Source organism: Bradyrhizobium elkanii USDA 76, assembly GCF_023278185.1.
GTDB classification, from domain to species: domain Bacteria; phylum Pseudomonadota; class Alphaproteobacteria; order Rhizobiales; family Xanthobacteraceae; genus Bradyrhizobium; species Bradyrhizobium elkanii.
The window spans coordinates 3,875,154-3,892,731 of record NZ_CP066356.1 but is presented as its reverse complement, the minus strand read 5'-3'; the positions used below and the strand labels follow the sequence as shown (position 1 = coordinate 3,892,731).

Sequence of the window (17,578 nt, the reverse complement as noted above, 5' to 3'; positions counted from 1 at the left end):
GAGTGAAATCAAAGCCCGATCGCGCTGAGCATCTGGTCCATGGTGCGCGACGGCTCGGCACAGCCGGCTTCGCCGACGATTTTCGCCGGCACGCCCGCAACCGTGACGTTGTGCGGCACGGGCTTGACCACGACCGAGCCGGCCGCGATGCGCGCGCAATGACCGATCTCGATATTGCCGAGGATCTTGGCGCCGGCGCCGATCAGCACGCCGTGGCGGATCTTCGGATGGCGATCCTCGTTCTCCTTGCCGGTGCCGCCGAGCGTGACGCCATGCAGGATCGAGACGTCGTCCTCGATGACCGCCGTCTCGCCGCAGACGAAACCGGTGGCGTGATCGAGGAAGATGCCGCGGCCGATCCTGGCGGCCGGGTTGATGTCGGTCTGGAACACCGCCGAGGAGCGGCTCTGCAGATAGAAGGCAAAATCCTTGCGGCCCTTCTGATAGAGCCAGTGCGCGAGACGATGGGTCTGCAGCGCGTGAAAGCCCTTGAAGTAGAGCAAGGGATCGATGAAGCGCGAGGTCGCGGGATCGCGGTCATAGACGGCGACGAGGTCGGCGCGGAAGGCGTTGCCGATGTCGGGCGCATCACGCAACGCCTCGCCATAGGTCTGGCGGATCAAATCGCCCGACAGCGCGGCGTGATCGAGCCGCTCGGCAATGCGATGGACCACCGAATCTTCCAGCCGCTCATGATGCAGCACGGTCGCATAGATAAAGGATGCGAGCTCCGGCTCGCGCCGCAGGATGTCCTCCGCCTCGCCGCGGATTCGATCCCAGATTGGATCGAGCGCCGCAAGCTTGCCTCCCTGCGGATTGACCTGATGAACTGCCATAGCTGCTCTCGCAATTCGGTTGTTCTGATGTGCGTTATAGCACGATGGACCCAGCGCGTCCCGGGATGGCTCGGTACGGTAAACCCCAGCCGAACACCCCCGGGCCGGCGTCTAGGGGAATTGGTCGGGATTTTGCCGAAATCAAGCCGTGCTTCTGCAACTATTGGCGGATTTCGTCCCCAGTGTGGTTTTGGGCATGGTCGGCCCCAATAAAAGGGGGAAACATCATCAATACTCGGAGTTTAGGTGCCCGCCTGACCGATGCACGGTCGGTCTGGATCGCGACCATTGCCATCCCCCTCCTCCTGCTCGCCCCTGCCTTCTGGAACGGCTATCCGCTGCTTCAGTGGGATACCGGCGGCTATCTGGCGCGCTGGTATGAGGGCTACCTGGTGCCGAGCCGGTCCACGGTATTCGGCATCTACCTCCATGTCGGCGAGACATCGGATTTCTGGCTCAACCTCGGCATCCAGACCCTGGCGACGCTGTGGATCCTGCAGCTGACGCTGCGCGTGCTCGGCCTCGCCCGGCCGGTCCGGCTGATCGCGATCAGCCTCGCGCTGATCGCAACCACCGCCCTGCCCTGGCTGGCCAGCATGCTGCTGACCGACATCTTCGCCGGCCTTTCGGTGCTCGCGCTCTTCATCCTCATCCTGCACGGCGAACGAATCTCGACGCTGGAGAAGGCGGTGCTGTTCGGGTTCATCGCGTTTTCGGCCGCCACGCACAGCGCGACGCTGGCGGTGCTGCTCGGCCTGTGCTGCGTCGGCTGGATGCTGCGTCCGCGGCTCGGCCGGCGCATCCCGGTCGCGGGCCTCGTGCAAGGCAGCCTGACCACCGTCGCCGGCGCGGCGATGCTGCTGGCGGCGAACTTTGCGCTGTCCGGACAGCTGGCCTGGACGCCCGGCGGCTATGGCGTCGCCTTCGGCCGCATGCTGCAGGATGGCATCGTTGCGCAATATCTGCGCGATCATTGCGCGACGGAGAAGCTGAAGCTCTGCCCCTATCGCGACGAGTTGCCGCCGACCGCCGACGACTTCCTGTGGGGCCACAGCATGTTCAACACGCTCGGCCGCTTCAAGGGACTGAATGACGAGATGGGCTACATCGTGCTGCGCTCGCTGGCCGAATATCCGGAATGGCAGGCCAAGGCAGCGCTGACGGCAACCGCCGACCAGCTCATGCATGTCGCGACCGGCGAAGGCAGCAACGGCTGGATCCCGCATACCTACGGCATCATCGAGCGCTACATCCCGAGACAGGTCGCGCCGATGCGCGCGGCGCGGCAGCAACGCTGGCACCTCGACTTCACCGCGATCAACCGCATCCACGTGCCGGTCGCGCTGGGCTCGATGCTCCTGGTCGTGATCCTGTTCGGCCGCGGCCTGTGGCAGCGGCGGCTCGACGATCTGACGCTGCTGGCGGGCACGGTCACGCTCGCCTTGCTCGGCAATGCCTTCGTCTGCGGCGTGATCTCGGGGCCGCACGACCGCTACGGCGCGCGCATGGTGTGGGTCGCGACCTTCGTGGTGCTGATCGCGGCCGCGCGCGCCTTCGCCAGGGATGAAGCCGGCGATCTATTTTCGCCGCGACAGGAAGTCGATGACCCCGGTCTTGTAGACCTTGTCGCCGACCGCCCGCATGTGATCGCGGTTCGGAATATCGAGCACCTCCGACCCCGGAATGATCCGGCCAAGCGCTGACGCCGAGCCCGCGATCTCGTCCTTGCTGCCGACCGCGATCAAGACCGGCACGCGGATGCCGGCCGCCTCCTCGCGCGTCATCAGGCGGCGCGAACCGCGCAGGCAGGCGGCGAGCGCGCGGCGGTCGGAGCGGGTCTGGTCGGCAAAGGCGCGGAAGGTACGGCCGACCGGGTCGGTGACATCGTCGAGCGCCGGCGCCTCCAGCGCCAGCGCGACCGTCTCGCCGGGGCCGCCGCCCTCGATCAGTCCGATGCCGATCCCGCCGAGGATCGCCGAGCGCACCCGATCGGGATTCTCTCGCGCCAGGATCGCCGTCATCCGCGAGCCCAGCGAATAGCCCATGATGTCGGCGGGCGCGATTCCGAGATGGTCCATCAGCGCGATCACGTCGCCGGCCATGGTCGCGATCTCGTACTGCGCGGCATCGTAGAGCTTGGCGGATTCGCCGTGGCCGCGATTGTCGAGCGCGATCACCCGACGGCCGGCCTTGACGAGATCCGAGACCCAGGTCGGGTAGATCCAGTTGACGTTCTTGCTCGAGGCAAAGCCGTGCACCAGCACGATCGGTTCGCCCGCGCCTTCGTCGATATAGGCAATTTCAACATCGCCGTGATGGAAACTCGGCATCATGCATTCCGTTTCTTCTTGGGATTTGCGATTGGCGATCGACAGGCGACCGCAAGCCTAACCTTGGGCGGGCATACTCGCCAAGGTAGCCTGCGCGGCCATCTGCCGCTTCAGGCGCAGCGCCTTGCTTCGTCTGAGCCACCAGGCGGTGGCCCGTTCGGTAGTGGCCTTGATCGACGACAGGAAGCCGAACAGCGCCAGCAGCGCGCCGAACAGCCACATGGTGAGATTGAATGTGCCGGCGGCCAGCAGCAGCGCGCCACGGCCGAACAGCTTCAGGATCGCACGGGTCTGGCCGCCCTTCACCTCGGCGATCCGCGCCGCCCGCGCGATCTCCTTCGGGTTCTCGGCGACCTTCAGCGTATCCCGCGCAGCGCGAACCCCGGCCGCCTCGCCGATGCGTCCGACGTCCTTGGCGACGCGCACCAGCGCGCCGGCCTTCTCGGCCCGGAACGCCGCGCGGATCGCGGTTGCGGTTTCCACCGGCCGCAGCACCGAGCCGGATGCGACCGCCTCGCGCAGCGCCGGCTGGTCGACGACCTCGCGGGTCGAGCGCCCGGCCCATTCGATCATCCCCTCGCTCAGCCGCCCGGCCTTGCGCGTATCCTTGACCAGCGTCAGCCCGGCGCGCAGCGGCCCGGCGCCGCCGACCGACACATAGGTTGCCGCGGTCACCGCAAGCCCGGCGGCCGCGAGGCCGAGCACCAGCTGGTCGGTGTCCTCTCCCATCACGAGGTGCTTGCCCTCGCGCACGATGTCCCTGACATCGCCGAACACGAACAGGTCGCCGGCGACCGTGCCGGACAGGCTTGCGACATCGTCGGCATTGCCGGTCACCAGACCGGTGGCGAACCCTTTGGCGAAATGCATGCTGGATGATTGCTCGGCGCGCGCGTCGTCGACGCGCTTGGTGAGATCATCACTGAGCGCGATGTTCTTCTCGCCGGCGAGTTCGACAAAGCTCATCGCAAGGTCGGCATCGCCGGAGGCCAGAGCCGCCTCGATATTGTCCGAGATCAACGCCGGGTTGTTGCGCAACACGGAATTGAGCCTGATGTCGGCGAGCGCAGCGGGATCGTCCCGCGCCGCCAGCACGGTGCCGGCATCACGGGCGTGCGGCCAAATAGCCGCGCCCACGGCAGCACTTGCTGCCACGCCGACCACCGCCAAGCTGACGCGCACCCGATTCATTCCGCTAAAACCTCTAGTTTTACTCGCCTTGGAAATAGTGTGCCGTTTTTGCGACACAACGGCTCCGACCAAAGGAGGGCTTCTCTGGGACGACAAGATTGTGTCGAATTTGCATGAGCAAATGAGCCATCGGGGCTCTAGGAATCAACTGTTCCCGCCAGTATGGTGCGCGGCATTTCGCGATGCCGCATGCTGTTGATTGCGTCTGCCCATCGTTGCCATCAAGGTGAGAATATGTCCGACCACGTCGTCCCGCACTTCCATAACGATGCCGGTGTCTCGGTGATCGAAATCGGATCGCAGGAGTTCATGTGCGTCGGCGCCAACCCGCCGTTCGACCACCCGCACGTGTTCCTCGACCTCGGCAACGACAACGAGATCATCTGTCCGTACTGCTCGACGCTCTATCGCTTCGCGTCCGACCTCGCGGCCGGCGAAGCGCGGCCGCCGGAATGCGTGCTGAAAGACAAGGTCGCCTGACCGCTCCGTGGCGCTGACGCGAACCGTCATCGTTGCAGGCGCCGGGATCGGAGGACTGACGGCGTCGCTGACACTGGCGGCACAGGGCTTTCGCGTCGTCGTGCTGGAGAAGGCCGAACGGCTCGAGGAAGCCGGCGCCGGCATCCAGCTCTCTCCCAATGCGAGCCGCATCCTGGTCGAGCTCGGGCTCAAGGAACCGCTTGCGCGTCGCGCGGTCACGCCTGAATCCGTCAGCATCCTGAGCGCGCGGGCTGGTGGCGAGATCGCACGGATGCCGCTTGGCCAGGCCGCCGAGTTCCGCGCCGGCGCACCCTATTGGGTGATCCACCGCGCCGATTTACAGGCCGCGCTGCAGGCCGCCGCGAGCGACCATCCCGATATCGATCTGCGGCTCGGCTGCCAGTTCGAGGATGTGACCAAGCATGCGCGAGGCCTCACCGTCGTCCAACGCCGCGGCAATTCACGGCAGGAGGAATTGGCCGTTGCGCTGATCGGCGCCGACGGCATCTGGTCGTCGGTGCGCGGGCATTTGTTTCCGGACGTACAGCCGCAATTCTCCGGCCTGATCGCCTGGCGCGGCACGCTGGACGCCACTGCCCTGCCGCGTGAATACACCGCACCGCACGTGCAGCTCTGGATGGGACCGGACGCGCATCTCGTCGCCTATCCCATCTCGGCCGGACACCAGATCAACGTGGTCGCGATCGTATCGGGCACCTGGAACCGGCCGGGCTGGAGCGAGCCCGGCGACATCAACGAGATCAAGGCTGCATTCGCCACCGCGCGCTGGCCCGCGACGGCGCAGACGCTGATCGGCGCGGTCGACGGCTGGCGCAAATGGGCGCTGTTCACCCTGCCCGACATCGGCCGCTGGAGCGAAGGCGCGGTGACGCTGCTCGGCGATGCCGCGCATGCGATGCTGCCGTTCGCCGCGCAAGGCGCCGGCATGGCGATCGAGGATGCGGCCGTGCTCGCCAAGGCCTTGAGCGACAGCACCGGGGAAAACACCGCAGGCATTCCCGCCGCGTTGAAGCGCTACGCACGGATGCGGCGCGGGCGCGTGCTGAAAGTGCAGCGCCTGGCGCGACAGCAGGGCCGCATCTATCATCTGCGCGGGCCGGCGGCGATCGCGCGCGATCTGGCGATCCGCGCCATCGGTCCGGAGCGGATGCTGGCGCGGCAGGACTGGATTTACGACTGGCGCGCCTGAGCTCGGCCAATCACGACCAGCTCGTCCGGACACGCCGGCCTAGTGGACGAGGCCCCGTGGCGCGCGCGGGCCCTTCGCCGCCGGCGTGGGAGCAGCGGGTGCCGCGGCCGCAGGCGTGTCCGGCGTGCTTTCATGGCACCTGCCTTTGCGCCAGGCCTCATCCGCCAGCTTCTGCTGGGAGTGGATCGAGATCAGCTCGTTGCGATAGACCATCTCGGAGACGACAGTCCCGCCGACGCCGGTCTCCGCCTTGGCCATCAATTTTTCCTGATCCGCCGCGCGGGTCTTGAGATTGCTGCGCTCGTTCTCGAGCTGCTTGCAATCATAGAGCTCGTACTTGGCGGGATCGGCGAATGCCGAAGGTACGGTGTCGCCGATCTGCGCGCAGCCGGACACGCCCGCGGCCGAGGCGAGCAGCGCAATGACGGCCGCCGCGCGCGACAGCTTCAGGCGGCGTGGGAAACGAACAGACATTCAGCTTTCTTAACCGGACAGTGTTGAGATTGCCTAAAGCAGCCACCGGTGTCCGGATTGAGGCTCAATCGCGGCAGCGCGCTGCTTATCCCAATGCTCGGCCGCCGAGGCAAATGGAATTGCGGGCCGCCGCTTAAGCCTTTGAAAGCTCACCTGTTAGCTCCGGATAATGACAATTCCACTCCGCGCCCAAACGCGCTAGAAATCGGCGCGCCTGGCGCAACGCGGACGTGGCGGAACTGGTAGACGCAAGGGACTTAAAATCCCTCGATGGCAACGTCGTGTGGGTTCGAGTCCCACCGCCCGCACCAACCTTCGCATGCCGTGCGCACCCGAGCGGGCCAGCGTCGTGTTTTCCGGCTGTGGCGCAGTTCACACGCCGCGGTCGCTGACTGTCGTAGTCTTACCCGCATTGGAAATTCCGGCCGCGCATTTTCGCGGCTGTTGCATTGTGAAATCAATTTGGTCGGAGATAGGCGATGGAGATTGCAAACTGCAATCGGATTGCGAAGAACAATCGGATTGCGACCGGCATCGGACCGACGCAGCTCACGAGCCTGTCGAGCCCGAGCAGCATGAGACCAGACCACGGCGACTAGCGGTCGCCCGTTCGGAACCCGTGCCCTGCGTATTCGTTGTCATGCCGCAATTGGAGCATGACGATGCCGAACGACGATCCATCCGCGCAGCGCGCAACCGACCAACCCGATCAGCGCAAGGAGCGCCCCTCCCCGCCGCACAGCGCGCCACCAGGCGGGCCACCGCTTAGCGACGGACTGGAGCAGCTTCGCGACAGCCACACCTGACAAGCGACAGCGCGAAAAGAAAATGGCCGGGACAAGTCCCGGCCATTTGTTTTGCGTCAAGCCGCAAGCTTACTCGGACTTGTCGATGTTCCAGAAGATCGGCGTTGCCGGGCCGTCGAGCACGCCGGTGAGCGACTTCCGCCATGCGCTCGGAATGGTGTACTGGCCGAGCGGAACGTAGATCACCTGATCGTAGGCCTCGGTCTGGATTTCCGCGGCGATCTTCTTCTTTTCCTCGGCCGAGCCGGCGCGTGCGAACTTGTCACGCAGCTCCTCGATCTTCGCGTCTTCGGCCCAGCCGAACCAGCCGCCATTCTTGCCGCGACCGGTGATCGACGCGTTGACGATCGGATCGGAGACGTCGGCCGCGACCCAGTTGGTGAAGAACATGTTCCAGCCGCCTTCCTTCGGCGGCTTCTGGCTGGCGCGGCGGGTCACCACGGTCTGCCAGTCGGTGGCCTGCAGGTCGACCTTGAAGCCGGCCTCGCGCAACTGCTGCGCAGCCACGACCGGCTGGGCCTTCAACGTCGTGACGTCGCCCGGTGCCATGATCACCACGGGGGTGCCGTCATAACCGGACGCGGCGAGCGCCTTCTTGGCTTCCGCCAGGCCGTTGCCCTTCACCAGCGTTTCGGCCCCGACGTCGGTCTCGAGCGGCGTGCCGCAGACGAAGAAAGCGCCGCAGATCCTCTGGTACTTGGCGTTGCCGACCAGCGCGTCGAGCACGTCCTTCTGGTTCATCGCCAGGAACGCAGCCCGGCGCACCTTCGGATTGTCGAACGGCGGATAGAGGAAGTTCATGCGTCCGAGGGTCTGGAAGCCGAACTTGTTCAGGACGTCGATCTTGAGATCCGGATTGGCTTCGAGCACCGGCAGCATGTCGAACGGAAGGTTCTCCATGAAATCGATGTCGCCGGATTGCAACGCGTTCACCGCGGTCTGCGCATCGGCCATCGTGACCCACTCGACGCGGTCGACCTTGACCACCTTGCCGCCCGCGGTCCAGCTCGCCGGCTCCTTGCGCGGCACGTAGTCCTTGTTCTTCTCATAGACCGCCTTCACGCCCGGCTGGAATTCCGCCTGCACGAATTTGAACGGTCCGGAGCCGATCTGTTCCGGGATCGGCTTGTCCGGCGGCGTCTCGGCAAGACGCTTCGGCATCATGAACGGCACGCGCGACGACGGCTTGCCGATCGATTCCAGCACGAGGCCGTAGGGTTCCTTCAGCTTCAGCGTGATGGTCTTGGCGTCGGTCGCCTCCAGGCTCGCGACGAAGTCCATCAGCTTCTGGCCCATGCCGTCGACCTTGCCCCAACGCTGCAGCGAGGCGACGCAGTCTTCCGCGGTGACCGGCGCGCCGTCGTGCCACTTCAGGCCGTCGCGAAGCGTGAACGTGTAGGTCAGCTTGTCGTCGGAGACCTTCCAGTCCGCCATCTGCGGCTGGATCTTGAAATTGGAATCCGTCGCCAGCAGCGTGTCATAGATCATGTAGCCATGATCGCGGGTGATGTAGGCCGTGGTCATGATCGGATCGATGACGCGCAGATCCGAATGCATCACCGCGGTGATGGTCTTGCCCGCGGCCATCGCCTGCGGTGCGAATGACAATTCCTGCGGCGCGAACGACAGCGCGAGCGCCGTCAACGCGGCCGCTAGCGTGCGGTGTTTCCAACGCGAGATAGGGAACATGCAAACTCTCCTGACGTGTAACTGGTCAAAGCCGGCTTATTCGTTATGCACGCGGTTCGTTATTTAGGCGAACTAACATGCTGTATGGCTTGTGAAATCGAGACTTGCACCAAGCGCCAAGCGCGTCAATCGGTTTCAGGCCGCATCGGACGTACACAAACGAATGAGGCCGCACGCCAGATTTTGGCTTTACAAAATCGTCGGCTGAGATTTTCGTAACGCGCGCGCGATGCCGGCGCCGTCAGAACAACAAGAGAGAACAACGATGAACCCAGCCAATCTCCCCTTTGATTCCGAAACGATGCTGCAGGGCCTGCGCAGCTGGGTGGAATGCGAAAGCCCGACCTGGGACGCCGCCGCGGTCGAGCGCATGCTCGATCTCGCCGCCCGCGAGATGGCGATCATGGGTGCGACGATCGAGCGCATCGCCGGACGCCAGGGCTTCGCGGGCTGCGTCCGCGCCCGTTTCCCCCATCCGAAACAGGGCCAGCCCGGCATCCTGATCGCCGGCCATCTGGACACCGTTCACCCGGTCGGCACCATCGAGAAGCTGAAGTGGCGGCGCGAAGGCAACAAGTGCTTCGGGCCGGGCATCTTCGACATGAAGGGCGGCAACTACCTGTCGATCGAGGCGATCAGGCAATTGGCGCGCGCCTCCTTCACCACGCCGCTGCCGATCACGGTGCTGTTCACCCCCGATGAAGAGGTCGGCACGCCGTCGACGCGCGACATCATCGAGGCGGAAGCCGCGCGCAACAAATACGTGCTGGTGCCGGAGCCCGGCCGCCCGAACAACGGCGTCGTCACCGGCCGCTATGCGATCGCGCGCTTCAATCTGGAAGCCACGGGCAAGCCCAGCCATGCCGGTGCAACGCTGTCTTCCGGGCGTTCCGCGATCCGCGAGATGGCGCGGCAGATCATCGCCATCGACGGCATGACCACCGAGGACTGCACCTTCTCGGTCGGCATCGTGCATGGCGGCCAGTGGGTCAATTGCGTCGCGACGACCTGCACCGGCGAAGCGCTCAGCATGGCCAAGCGCCAGGCCGATCTCGATCGTGGCGTCGAGCGCATGCTGGCACTGTCGGGTACCGCCAACGACGTCACCTTCAAGGTGACGCGCGGCGTCACGCGCCCGGTGTGGGAACCTGATGCGGGCACCATGGCGCTCTACGAAAAGGCAAAAGGCCTTGCGGCAGCGATGGGTCTCGATCTGCCGCACGGCAGCGCCGGCGGCGGCTCGGACGGCAACTTCACCGGCGCGATGGGCATCCCCACGCTCGACGGCCTCGGCGTTCGCGGCGCCGATGCGCATACGCTCAACGAGCACATCGAGGTCGACAGCCTCGCCGAACGCGGCCGCCTGATGGCGGCACTGCTGGCGACGCTGGACTGACATCGATTGCACTGCACAACACGTTGGCACTGCCGGATCGAAATTTAGCCTTGTCCATTTTTAAGGCTTCGCCTACGGTCCGGCCGTCCAACGCGACGATGCGGGAGAGATCGAAGCGACAACATTCGTGTTGTTGCCTTCGGCGCCGACGGAGCAACCGCCCCGGAAACTCTCAGGCAAAAGGACCGTATCGTCAGGACGATCTGGAGAGAGACGAACATGGCCGCACATCAAGGGCCGTGACGTCCACCGAAGGGGATAGTTCGCTTCTGGCCCCGGCCCGATGCGGATCAAGCTCTCAGGTACCGTGACAGATGGGGCGCCGATGCCGGTTTCACCGGTGGTTCGGCGACTCTAACCCACGGGAGCCTGACAACTATCATGCCACACATCGCGATCATCGGCGCCGGCATCACCGGCGTAACGACGGCCTATGCCCTGCTTGAACGCGGCTACAAGGTGACTGTCCTCGACAGGCATCGCTACGCCGCGATGGAAACCTCGTTCGCCAATGGCGGACAACTCTCCGCCAGCAACGCCGAAGTCTGGAACAGCGCTGCGACCATCCTCAAGGGGCTGCGCTGGATGCTCAGAAGCGACGCGCCGCTGCTGATGAACCCGAAGCCGAGCTGGCACAAATATTCCTGGATCGGCGAGTTCGTAGGCCACATCACGCGCTATCGCGGCAACACCATCGAGACCACGAAGCTCGCCATCGAAGCGCGCAAGCATCTGTTCTCGATCGCAGAGCGCGAGAATATCGCCTTCGATCTCGAGCGCCGCGGCATCCTGCACGTCTATCACGACAAGGCCGGCTTCGAAGCCGGCCTCAAGGTCAACACGCTGCTGCAGCAGGGCGGGCTCGACCGCCGGCCGGTGACATCGGACGAAATCCGCGTCATCGAACCCGCGCTGCAGACGGCCTGCTATGGCGGTTTCTTCACGCCGTCGGACGCAACCGGCGATATCCACAAGTTCACCCGCGGCCTCGCCGACGCCTGCGTCCGCCGTGGCGCGAGCTTCGTCCATGAAGCCGACGTCGACACGATCGCACGCGGCGATGACGGCTTCCGCATCGGCTGGAACGAAGCTGCTTCACATGAAGCTGCGGTCGCGACGCGGCATCAATTGCAAGCGGACGGGATCGTGATTTGCGCAGGCGTGGCGAGCCGCCACTTCGCCAGCCTGCTCAACGACCGCGTCAATGTCTATCCGGTGAAGGGCTATTCGATCACGGTGCAGCTCGATGCGCCACAAAGCCGGAACGCCGCCCCAACCGTCAGCCTGCTCGATGAAGCTGCGAAGATCGTCACCAGCCGGCTCGGCGCCGACCGCTTCCGCGTCGCCGGCACCGCCGAGTTCAACGGCTTCAACCGCGACATTCGCGCCGACCGCATTCAACCGCTGGTGGACTGGGTGCGGCATCATTTCCCAGAGATCGATACGTCGAAAGTCGTGCCATGGGCGGGCCTGCGCCCGATGATGCCGAACATGATGCCGGTGGTTCGCGCCGGACGGATTCCGGGCGTGTTCTACAACACGGGTCACGGTCATCTCGGCTGGACGCTGTCGGCGGCGACGGCGCAGATGGTGGCCCAGGCGATCGACGATTGGCGCGACCTCGACACGCCGCCGATGGCGCCGTCGTTCGGTGCCGGGCTCGACGTGCCTGCCAACGCGCGCAAAGCTGAAATCAATCCACCTTCCAGTGGACTGCTTCGAACTTCACCGGAGGAATAATCGCGGCCCACAGGACTGATTAGCTGCACCGCAAAATCCGCAGCACCGATGGCATGGGACTTGCTCAAGTTCTACCGTGAGTCTGCTACCATCTGTGCTACGGTCTGGTGTGCAACGGTCCCGCTGGGGACTTCATCGACCACAACCCAACGGATCAAATTTGCTCGGATATCTGCTTCGCCGCATCCTCGCCGCCATTCCCGTGATGGGCGTGGTGGCTCTGTTCGTGTTCCTGTTGCTGCGGCTGACGCCGGGCGACCCGGCCGCCATCCTCGCCGGCGACAACGCGACGCCCGAACAGCTCGAACGTATCAGGACCTCGCTTGGTCTGAACGAGCCGATCTACATCCAGTTCTATACCTGGGTCGCCAAGTTGCTGCACGGCGACCTCGGCGTCTCCCTGATCTCGAACAAGCCGATCCTCGAGATGATCGGCCCGCGTCTCGAGCCGTCGATCTCGGTCGCGCTGGCCACCATCATCCTCTCGATCCTGGTGGCGGTGCCGCTCGGCGTGATCGCGGCGTGGAAACACGGCACCTGGATCGACCGCTTCGTGATGGGACTGTCGGTGCTCGGCTTCTCGGTGCCGGTATTCGTGATCGGCTATGTGCTGATCCAGATCTTTGCGATCGATCTGCGCTGGGTTCCAGTACAGGGCTTCAAGAGCATCTCGGCCGGCTTCGGCCCGTTCTTCGAGCGCATCATCCTGCCGACCTGCACCCTCTCCTTCATCTACGTCGCGCTGATCGCGCGCATGACGCGGGCCTCGATGCTCGACGTGCTCGGAGAGGATTACGTGCGCACCGCGCGGGCCAAGGGCATCGGCGAGACCGGCGTGCTGCTGCGCCACGCGCTGCGCAACGCGGCCGTGCCGGTCATCACGGTGATCGGTTCCGGCTTCGCGCTGTTGATCTCCGGGGTCGTCGTCACCGAAAGCGTGTTCAACCTGCCCGGCATCGGCCGCCTCACCGTCGATGCGGTGCTGGCGCGCGACTATCCGGTGATCCAGGCGATGATCCTCTTGACGTCGGGTATCTATGTCGCGGTCAATCTGTTGATCGACCTCGCCTACACCCTGCTCGATCCTCGTATCCGGTACTGAGCAATGGCGATCGAAACCCTTCCCGAATCCTCTATTCCCGTTACCCGGCCGTTCCGCGTCAAGTTCGGCTTCCTCACGTCGACGCCGATCATCGCAGTTGCGACGATCTGCCTCGCCCTCATCATCCTGATGGCGATCTTCGCGCCGCTGCTTGCGCCGCACGATCCCCTGCTACTGACGCCGTCGCAGCGGCTGAAGCCGTCGAGCGCGCAATATCTGCTCGGCACCGACGCCTATGGCCGCGACCTGTTGTCGCGCATCATCTACGGCGCACGGATCTCGCTGGTGATCGGGCTCGGCGCCGCCGTCTGCTCGATCGCCATCGGGCTTCTGATCGGCCTCGTCGCCGGCTTCTTCCGCTGGGTCGACGCGGTGCTGATGCGCGTGATGGACGGCTTGATGGCGATCCCTGCCATCCTGCTCGCGATCGCCGTGGTGTCGCTGTCGGGCGCCAGCATCTGGACCGTGATGGTCGCGATCACCATCCCCGAGATCCCGCGCGTGGCACGGCTCGTGCGCTCGGTGGTGCTGACCGCACGCGAGGAGCCTTATGTCGAGGCCGCGATCTCGCTCGGCACCAGCCTGCCGAAGATCATGTGGCGGCATTTGATGCCGAACACCATCGCGCCCCTGATCGTGCAAGGCACCTATGTCTGCGCGTCCGCGATCCTGACCGAGGCGATCCTGTCGTTCCTCGGCGCCGGCATCTCGCCGGAAACGCCGACCTGGGGCAACATCATGGCCGAGGGCCGCGCCTACTTCCAGGTCAAGCCGTCGCTGATCTTCTGGCCGGGGCTGCTGCTCTCGATCGCCATTCTCAGCGTCAACCTGATCGGCGACGCCGCGCGCGACGCGCTCGATCCCCGCATGAAGCAGCGTGAGGGCAAGTGACCAATACCAACTCTTCCAACGTCGTCCTCGACATCAACAACCTCGTCGTCGGCCTCGGCCGCAAGACGGACGCACATCGCATCATCGACGACCTCTCGCTGCAGGTACGTGAAGGCGAGACGCTCTGCCTGGTCGGCGAAAGCGGCTCCGGGAAGTCGGTCACCTCGCTCACCGTGATGGGCCTGTTGCAGAAGGGCACGCTGGTGCCGTCCGGCGGCAGCGTCAAGCTGGTCGGCGAGGAACTGCTCACCGCCAGCGACCGGCGGCTGCGCCAGCTCCGCGCCACGCGGATGGCGATGATCTTCCAGGAGCCGATGACCGCGCTCAATCCCGTGGTGCCGGTCGGCCGCCAGATCGACGAGGTGCTGCGCGCCCACACCGATCTCGACGCCCGCGCGCGGCGCCAGAAGATTTTGGCGATGATGGAGCATGTGCGGCTGCCGGACGTGGGGCGCATCTTCTCCTCCTACCCGCACCGCCTGTCGGGCGGTCAGCGCCAGCGCATCATGATCGCGATGGCATTGGTTCTGGAGCCGAAGCTCCTGATCGCCGATGAGCCGACCACCGCGCTCGACGTCACCACGCAGAAGCAGATCCTCACCTTGATCCGCGACCTGCAACGCGATCACGGCACCGCTGTTCTGTTCATCACCCATGACATGGGCGTGGTGGCCGAGATCGCAGACCGCGTCGCGGTGATGCGACACGGCCGCCTGGTCGAAACCGGCCCGCTGCAGGACGTGCTGCGCAATCCGAAGATGGAGTACACCCGCAACCTGTTGTCCTCGGTGCCGAGCCTGGTGCCGCGCGCGCCGCGCCCGGAGACGACCGAGCCGGTGGTGCTGGAAGCCAACGAGCTCAGCAAGGTCTACCGGGAGCGGTCGCTGTACGGCAAAGCCCGCGAGGTCGCCGCCGCCAGCAACGTTACCCTCACCTTGCGCAAGGGCCGCACGCTCGGCATCGTCGGCGAAAGCGGTTCCGGCAAGTCGACGGTCGCGCGCTGCATCGTCCGCCTGATCGATCCGACCTCGGGCGGGGTGCGCCTCGCCGGCCGCGAGATCTCCGACCTGTCGCGCCGGCTGCTGCAGCCGCATCGCCAGAAGATCCAGATCATCTTCCAGGACCCCTACCGCTCGCTCAATCCGCGCGTCACCGTCGGCGAGAGCATCGCGGAAGGCCCGGTCAATTACGGCATGCCGCGCAAGGATGCGCTGGCGCGCGCGCGCGAGCTGCTCGAGCTCGTCCATTTGCCGCCCGACGCGATCTCGCGCTATCCGCACCAGTTCTCCGGCGGCCAGCGCCAGCGCATCGCGATCGCGCGCGCGCTGGCGCTCGATCCCGACGTGCTCGTCGCGGATGAGGCGGTGTCCGCACTCGACGTCTCGGTGCAGGCGCAGGTCCTGGACCTGCTCGACGAAATCCAGCGCCGGCTGGGCATCGCGCTGCTCTTCATCACGCATGATTTGCGCGTCGCCGCACAGATCTGCGACGACGTCGCCGTGATGCAACATGGCCGCGTCGTGGAACAGGGACCGGCCGCCGAGGTGCTGACCAATCCGCAACAGGCCTATACCCGCGCGCTGCTCGATGCGGCACCCGGACGCGGCTGGGATTTTGCAAATTTCCGCCCGGTTTCGGAAGGCCTCGTGGCAACGGCCTAAGTCTTTAGCCTTAGCCTCACGACGTACCCTTGGGCCTTTCAATACGCCCATAGGGCATGCAAATCCGGAAGTGCTCCACGGCTTGCGCTTGGCGCGACGACACGCTTAACGTCGCGCGCTAGGGCATGGCCCGGACGGTGGACACCGATCCTCCCGAAAGATCAGGCTCCAACCAACGAGACGAGATCGCGGTGCGAACCGTTCCAATCGCATCATGATCGAAGAAACGTATCGAGACCAACTTGATGACCCGCATTGCCGTGGGCGGCTTCCTGCACGAGACCAATACCTTCGCACCGACGAAGGCAACCTATGACGATTTCGTGCATGGCGGCGGCTGGCCGTCGATGACGCATGGCACAGACGTGCTCAAGGTCATGCGCAAGATCAATGTCGGCCTCGCCGGCTTTGTCGAGGCGGCGGAAGCCAACGGCTGGGAGCTGGTGCCGACGATCTTCGCCGCGGCGAGCCCGTCGGCACATGTCAGCAAGGACGCGTATGAGCGGATCGTGACCGAAATGGTCGACGGCATCGCCGCGGCCGGACCGATCGACGCCGTCTATCTCGACCTGCACGGCGCCATGGTCACCGAGCATTATGACGATGGTGAAGGCGAAACGCTGGCCCGCGTGCGCAAGGCGATCGGCAACGACCTGCCGCTGGTGGCGAGCCTCGATCTGCATGCGAACGTTTCACCAAAGATGATCGAACATGCCGATGCGCTGATCGCCTACCGCACCTATCCGCATGTCGACATGGCCGAAACCGGCCGCGCCTGCGCCCGGCATCTGGCGCTGATGCTCAAGTCCAGGCAGCGCTTCGCCAAGGCATTCCGGCAACTGCCGTTCCTGATCCCGATCAGCTGGCAATGCACCAACGACCAGCCCACAAAAGGCATCTATCAAAAGCTCGCCGCGCTCGAGAGCGACGCGGTGCCGACGCTGTCGTTTGCGCCGGGCTTCCCCGCCGCCGATTTCAGGGATTGCGGGCCGAGCGTGTTCGCCTATGGCCGGACCCAGGCCGAAGCGGATGCCGCCGCCGACAAGGTCGTCGCCCTGGTCGAGAGCCATGAGGATGATTTCGACGGCCGGATCTATTCGCCCGACGAAGGCGTACGGCTGGCGATGGAACTGGCGAAATCGGCCAGCAAGCCGATCATCATCGCCGATACCCAGGACAATCCCGGCGCCGGCGGCGATTCCGACACGACAGGCATGCTGCGCGCGCTGGTGCGCAACAGAGCGAGCGCCGCAACCGGCGTGATCTACGACCCGCAATCCGCGAAGGCCGCGCACACCGCCGGTGTCGGGGCATCAGTCACGCTCGAGCTCGGCGGCAAGTCCGGTATCCCCGGCGACGCGCCGTACAAGGAGACTTTCGTCGTCGAACAGCTCTCGGATGGAAAATTCGTGGCTCCCGGTCCCTATTTCGGCGGCCGCGACATGGATATGGGCCCCTCGGCCTGCCTGCGGGTCGGCGACGTCCGCGTCGTGGTCGGCTCCTACAAGGCCCAGCTTGCCGACCAGGCGATGTACCGCTACGTCGGCATCGAGCCGACGGCACAGAAGATCCTGGTCAACAAGAGCTCGGTGCACTTCCGCGCCGATTTCGAGCCGATCGCCGAGAAGCTGCTGATTTGCGCCGCTCCCGGCGCGATGCCCGCCGATACCGCCACGCTGCCGTGGAGACATTTGCGTCCCGGCATTCGTATCAAGCCGAACGGCCCCGCTTTCACACCCACCTCCCCATCACGCACAAACGGATAGAGAGAC

At 65.1% G+C, this 17,578-nt stretch carries 13 protein-coding genes, 1 tRNA gene, 1 pseudogene and 2 riboswitches; of the genes and pseudogenes, 10 read left to right on the top strand and 5 right to left on the bottom strand.

Annotation, left to right across the window (positions count from 1 at the left end; translation table 11 throughout):
• Window positions 1-8: 8 nt before the first annotated feature.
• On the bottom strand, window positions 9-836 hold the full coding sequence (gene cysE / locus JEY66_RS18750) for a serine O-acetyltransferase (RefSeq protein WP_018272333.1): 828 nt from the start codon (window positions 834-836) through the stop codon (window positions 9-11).
• Between the two features lie 182 nt (window positions 837-1,018).
• Between cysE and JEY66_RS18745 the strand changes: the two are divergent.
• Window positions 1,019-2,413: pseudogene (locus JEY66_RS18745) on the top strand (hypothetical protein); the annotation flags it as partial.
• Here JEY66_RS18745 and JEY66_RS18740 read toward each other — a convergent pair.
• Together JEY66_RS18740 and JEY66_RS18735 are read right to left on the bottom strand one after the other, a co-directional pair.
• Window positions 2,414-3,166, bottom strand: a complete 753-nt coding sequence (locus tag JEY66_RS18740; RefSeq protein ID WP_075969139.1) for an alpha/beta fold hydrolase — start codon at window positions 3,164-3,166, stop codon at window positions 2,414-2,416.
• Between the two features lie 57 nt (window positions 3,167-3,223).
• Entirely contained in the window at window positions 3,224-4,357 is a 1,134-nt protein-coding gene (locus JEY66_RS18735) for a hypothetical protein (RefSeq protein WP_018272337.1), read from the bottom strand.
• 234 nt (window positions 4,358-4,591) lie between these two features.
• On the opposite strand from JEY66_RS18735, the gene JEY66_RS18730 reads away from it, so the two are divergent.
• Both JEY66_RS18730 and JEY66_RS18725 read left to right on the top strand, forming a co-directional pair.
• On the top strand, window positions 4,592-4,837 hold the full coding sequence (locus tag JEY66_RS18730) for a zinc-finger domain-containing protein (protein WP_018272338.1): 246 nt from the start codon (window positions 4,592-4,594) through the stop codon (window positions 4,835-4,837).
• A gap of 7 nt (window positions 4,838-4,844) precedes the next feature.
• Window positions 4,845-6,047, top strand: a complete 1,203-nt coding sequence (locus tag JEY66_RS18725) for an FAD-dependent monooxygenase (RefSeq protein WP_018272339.1) — start codon at window positions 4,845-4,847, stop codon at window positions 6,045-6,047.
• A gap of 39 nt (window positions 6,048-6,086) precedes the next feature.
• Here JEY66_RS18725 and JEY66_RS18720 read toward each other — a convergent pair whose 3' ends face one another.
• Window positions 6,087-6,521 (bottom strand): hypothetical protein, encoded by a 435-nt coding sequence (locus JEY66_RS18720; RefSeq protein ID WP_016843796.1) that lies wholly within the window; start codon window positions 6,519-6,521, stop codon window positions 6,087-6,089.
• 224 nt (window positions 6,522-6,745) lie between these two features.
• Between JEY66_RS18720 and JEY66_RS18715 the strand changes: the two genes are divergently transcribed.
• Window positions 6,746-6,832, top strand: a tRNA-Leu gene (locus JEY66_RS18715).
• Between the two features lie 564 nt (window positions 6,833-7,396).
• Here the strand turns inward: JEY66_RS18715 and JEY66_RS18710 are convergent.
• Entirely contained in the window at window positions 7,397-9,016 is a 1,620-nt protein-coding gene (locus JEY66_RS18710) for an ABC transporter substrate-binding protein (RefSeq protein WP_026192960.1), read from the bottom strand.
• A 265-nt stretch (window positions 9,017-9,281) separates the two neighbouring features.
• Here JEY66_RS18710 and JEY66_RS18705 point away from each other — a divergent pair, with 265 nt between their 5' ends.
• From JEY66_RS18705 to JEY66_RS18680, 6 genes are all read left to right on the top strand, one after another.
• Entirely contained in the window at window positions 9,282-10,412 is a 1,131-nt protein-coding gene (locus JEY66_RS18705; RefSeq protein WP_026192961.1) for a M20/M25/M40 family metallo-hydrolase, read from the top strand.
• 91 nt (window positions 10,413-10,503) lie between these two features.
• Window positions 10,504-10,610, top strand: a riboswitch (glycine riboswitch).
• A 3-nt stretch (window positions 10,611-10,613) separates the two neighbouring features.
• Window positions 10,614-10,728, top strand: a riboswitch (glycine riboswitch).
• Between the two features lie 65 nt (window positions 10,729-10,793).
• Window positions 10,794-12,152 carry a D-amino acid dehydrogenase gene (locus JEY66_RS18700; RefSeq protein WP_018272342.1) on the top strand — a complete coding sequence of 453 codons (1,359 nt, stop codon included), beginning with the start codon at window positions 10,794-10,796 and terminating at the stop codon, window positions 12,150-12,152.
• Between the two features lie 160 nt (window positions 12,153-12,312).
• Entirely contained in the window at window positions 12,313-13,254 is a 942-nt protein-coding gene (locus tag JEY66_RS18695) for an ABC transporter permease (protein ID WP_018272343.1), read from the top strand.
• 3 nt (window positions 13,255-13,257) lie between these two features.
• Window positions 13,258-14,145 (top strand): ABC transporter permease, encoded by an 888-nt coding sequence (locus JEY66_RS18690; RefSeq protein WP_018272344.1) that lies wholly within the window; start codon window positions 13,258-13,260, stop codon window positions 14,143-14,145.
• On the top strand, window positions 14,142-15,806 hold the full coding sequence (locus JEY66_RS18685; protein ID WP_018272345.1) for an ABC transporter ATP-binding protein: 1,665 nt from the start codon (window positions 14,142-14,144) through the stop codon (window positions 15,804-15,806). The genes JEY66_RS18690 and JEY66_RS18685 overlap by 4 nt, the downstream gene beginning before the upstream one ends.
• 245 nt (window positions 15,807-16,051) lie before the next feature.
• Window positions 16,052-17,572, top strand: coding sequence for a M81 family metallopeptidase (locus JEY66_RS18680; protein WP_016846359.1), 1,521 nt, complete (start codon window positions 16,052-16,054; stop codon window positions 17,570-17,572).
• The last annotated feature ends 6 nt before the right edge of the window (window positions 17,573-17,578 follow it).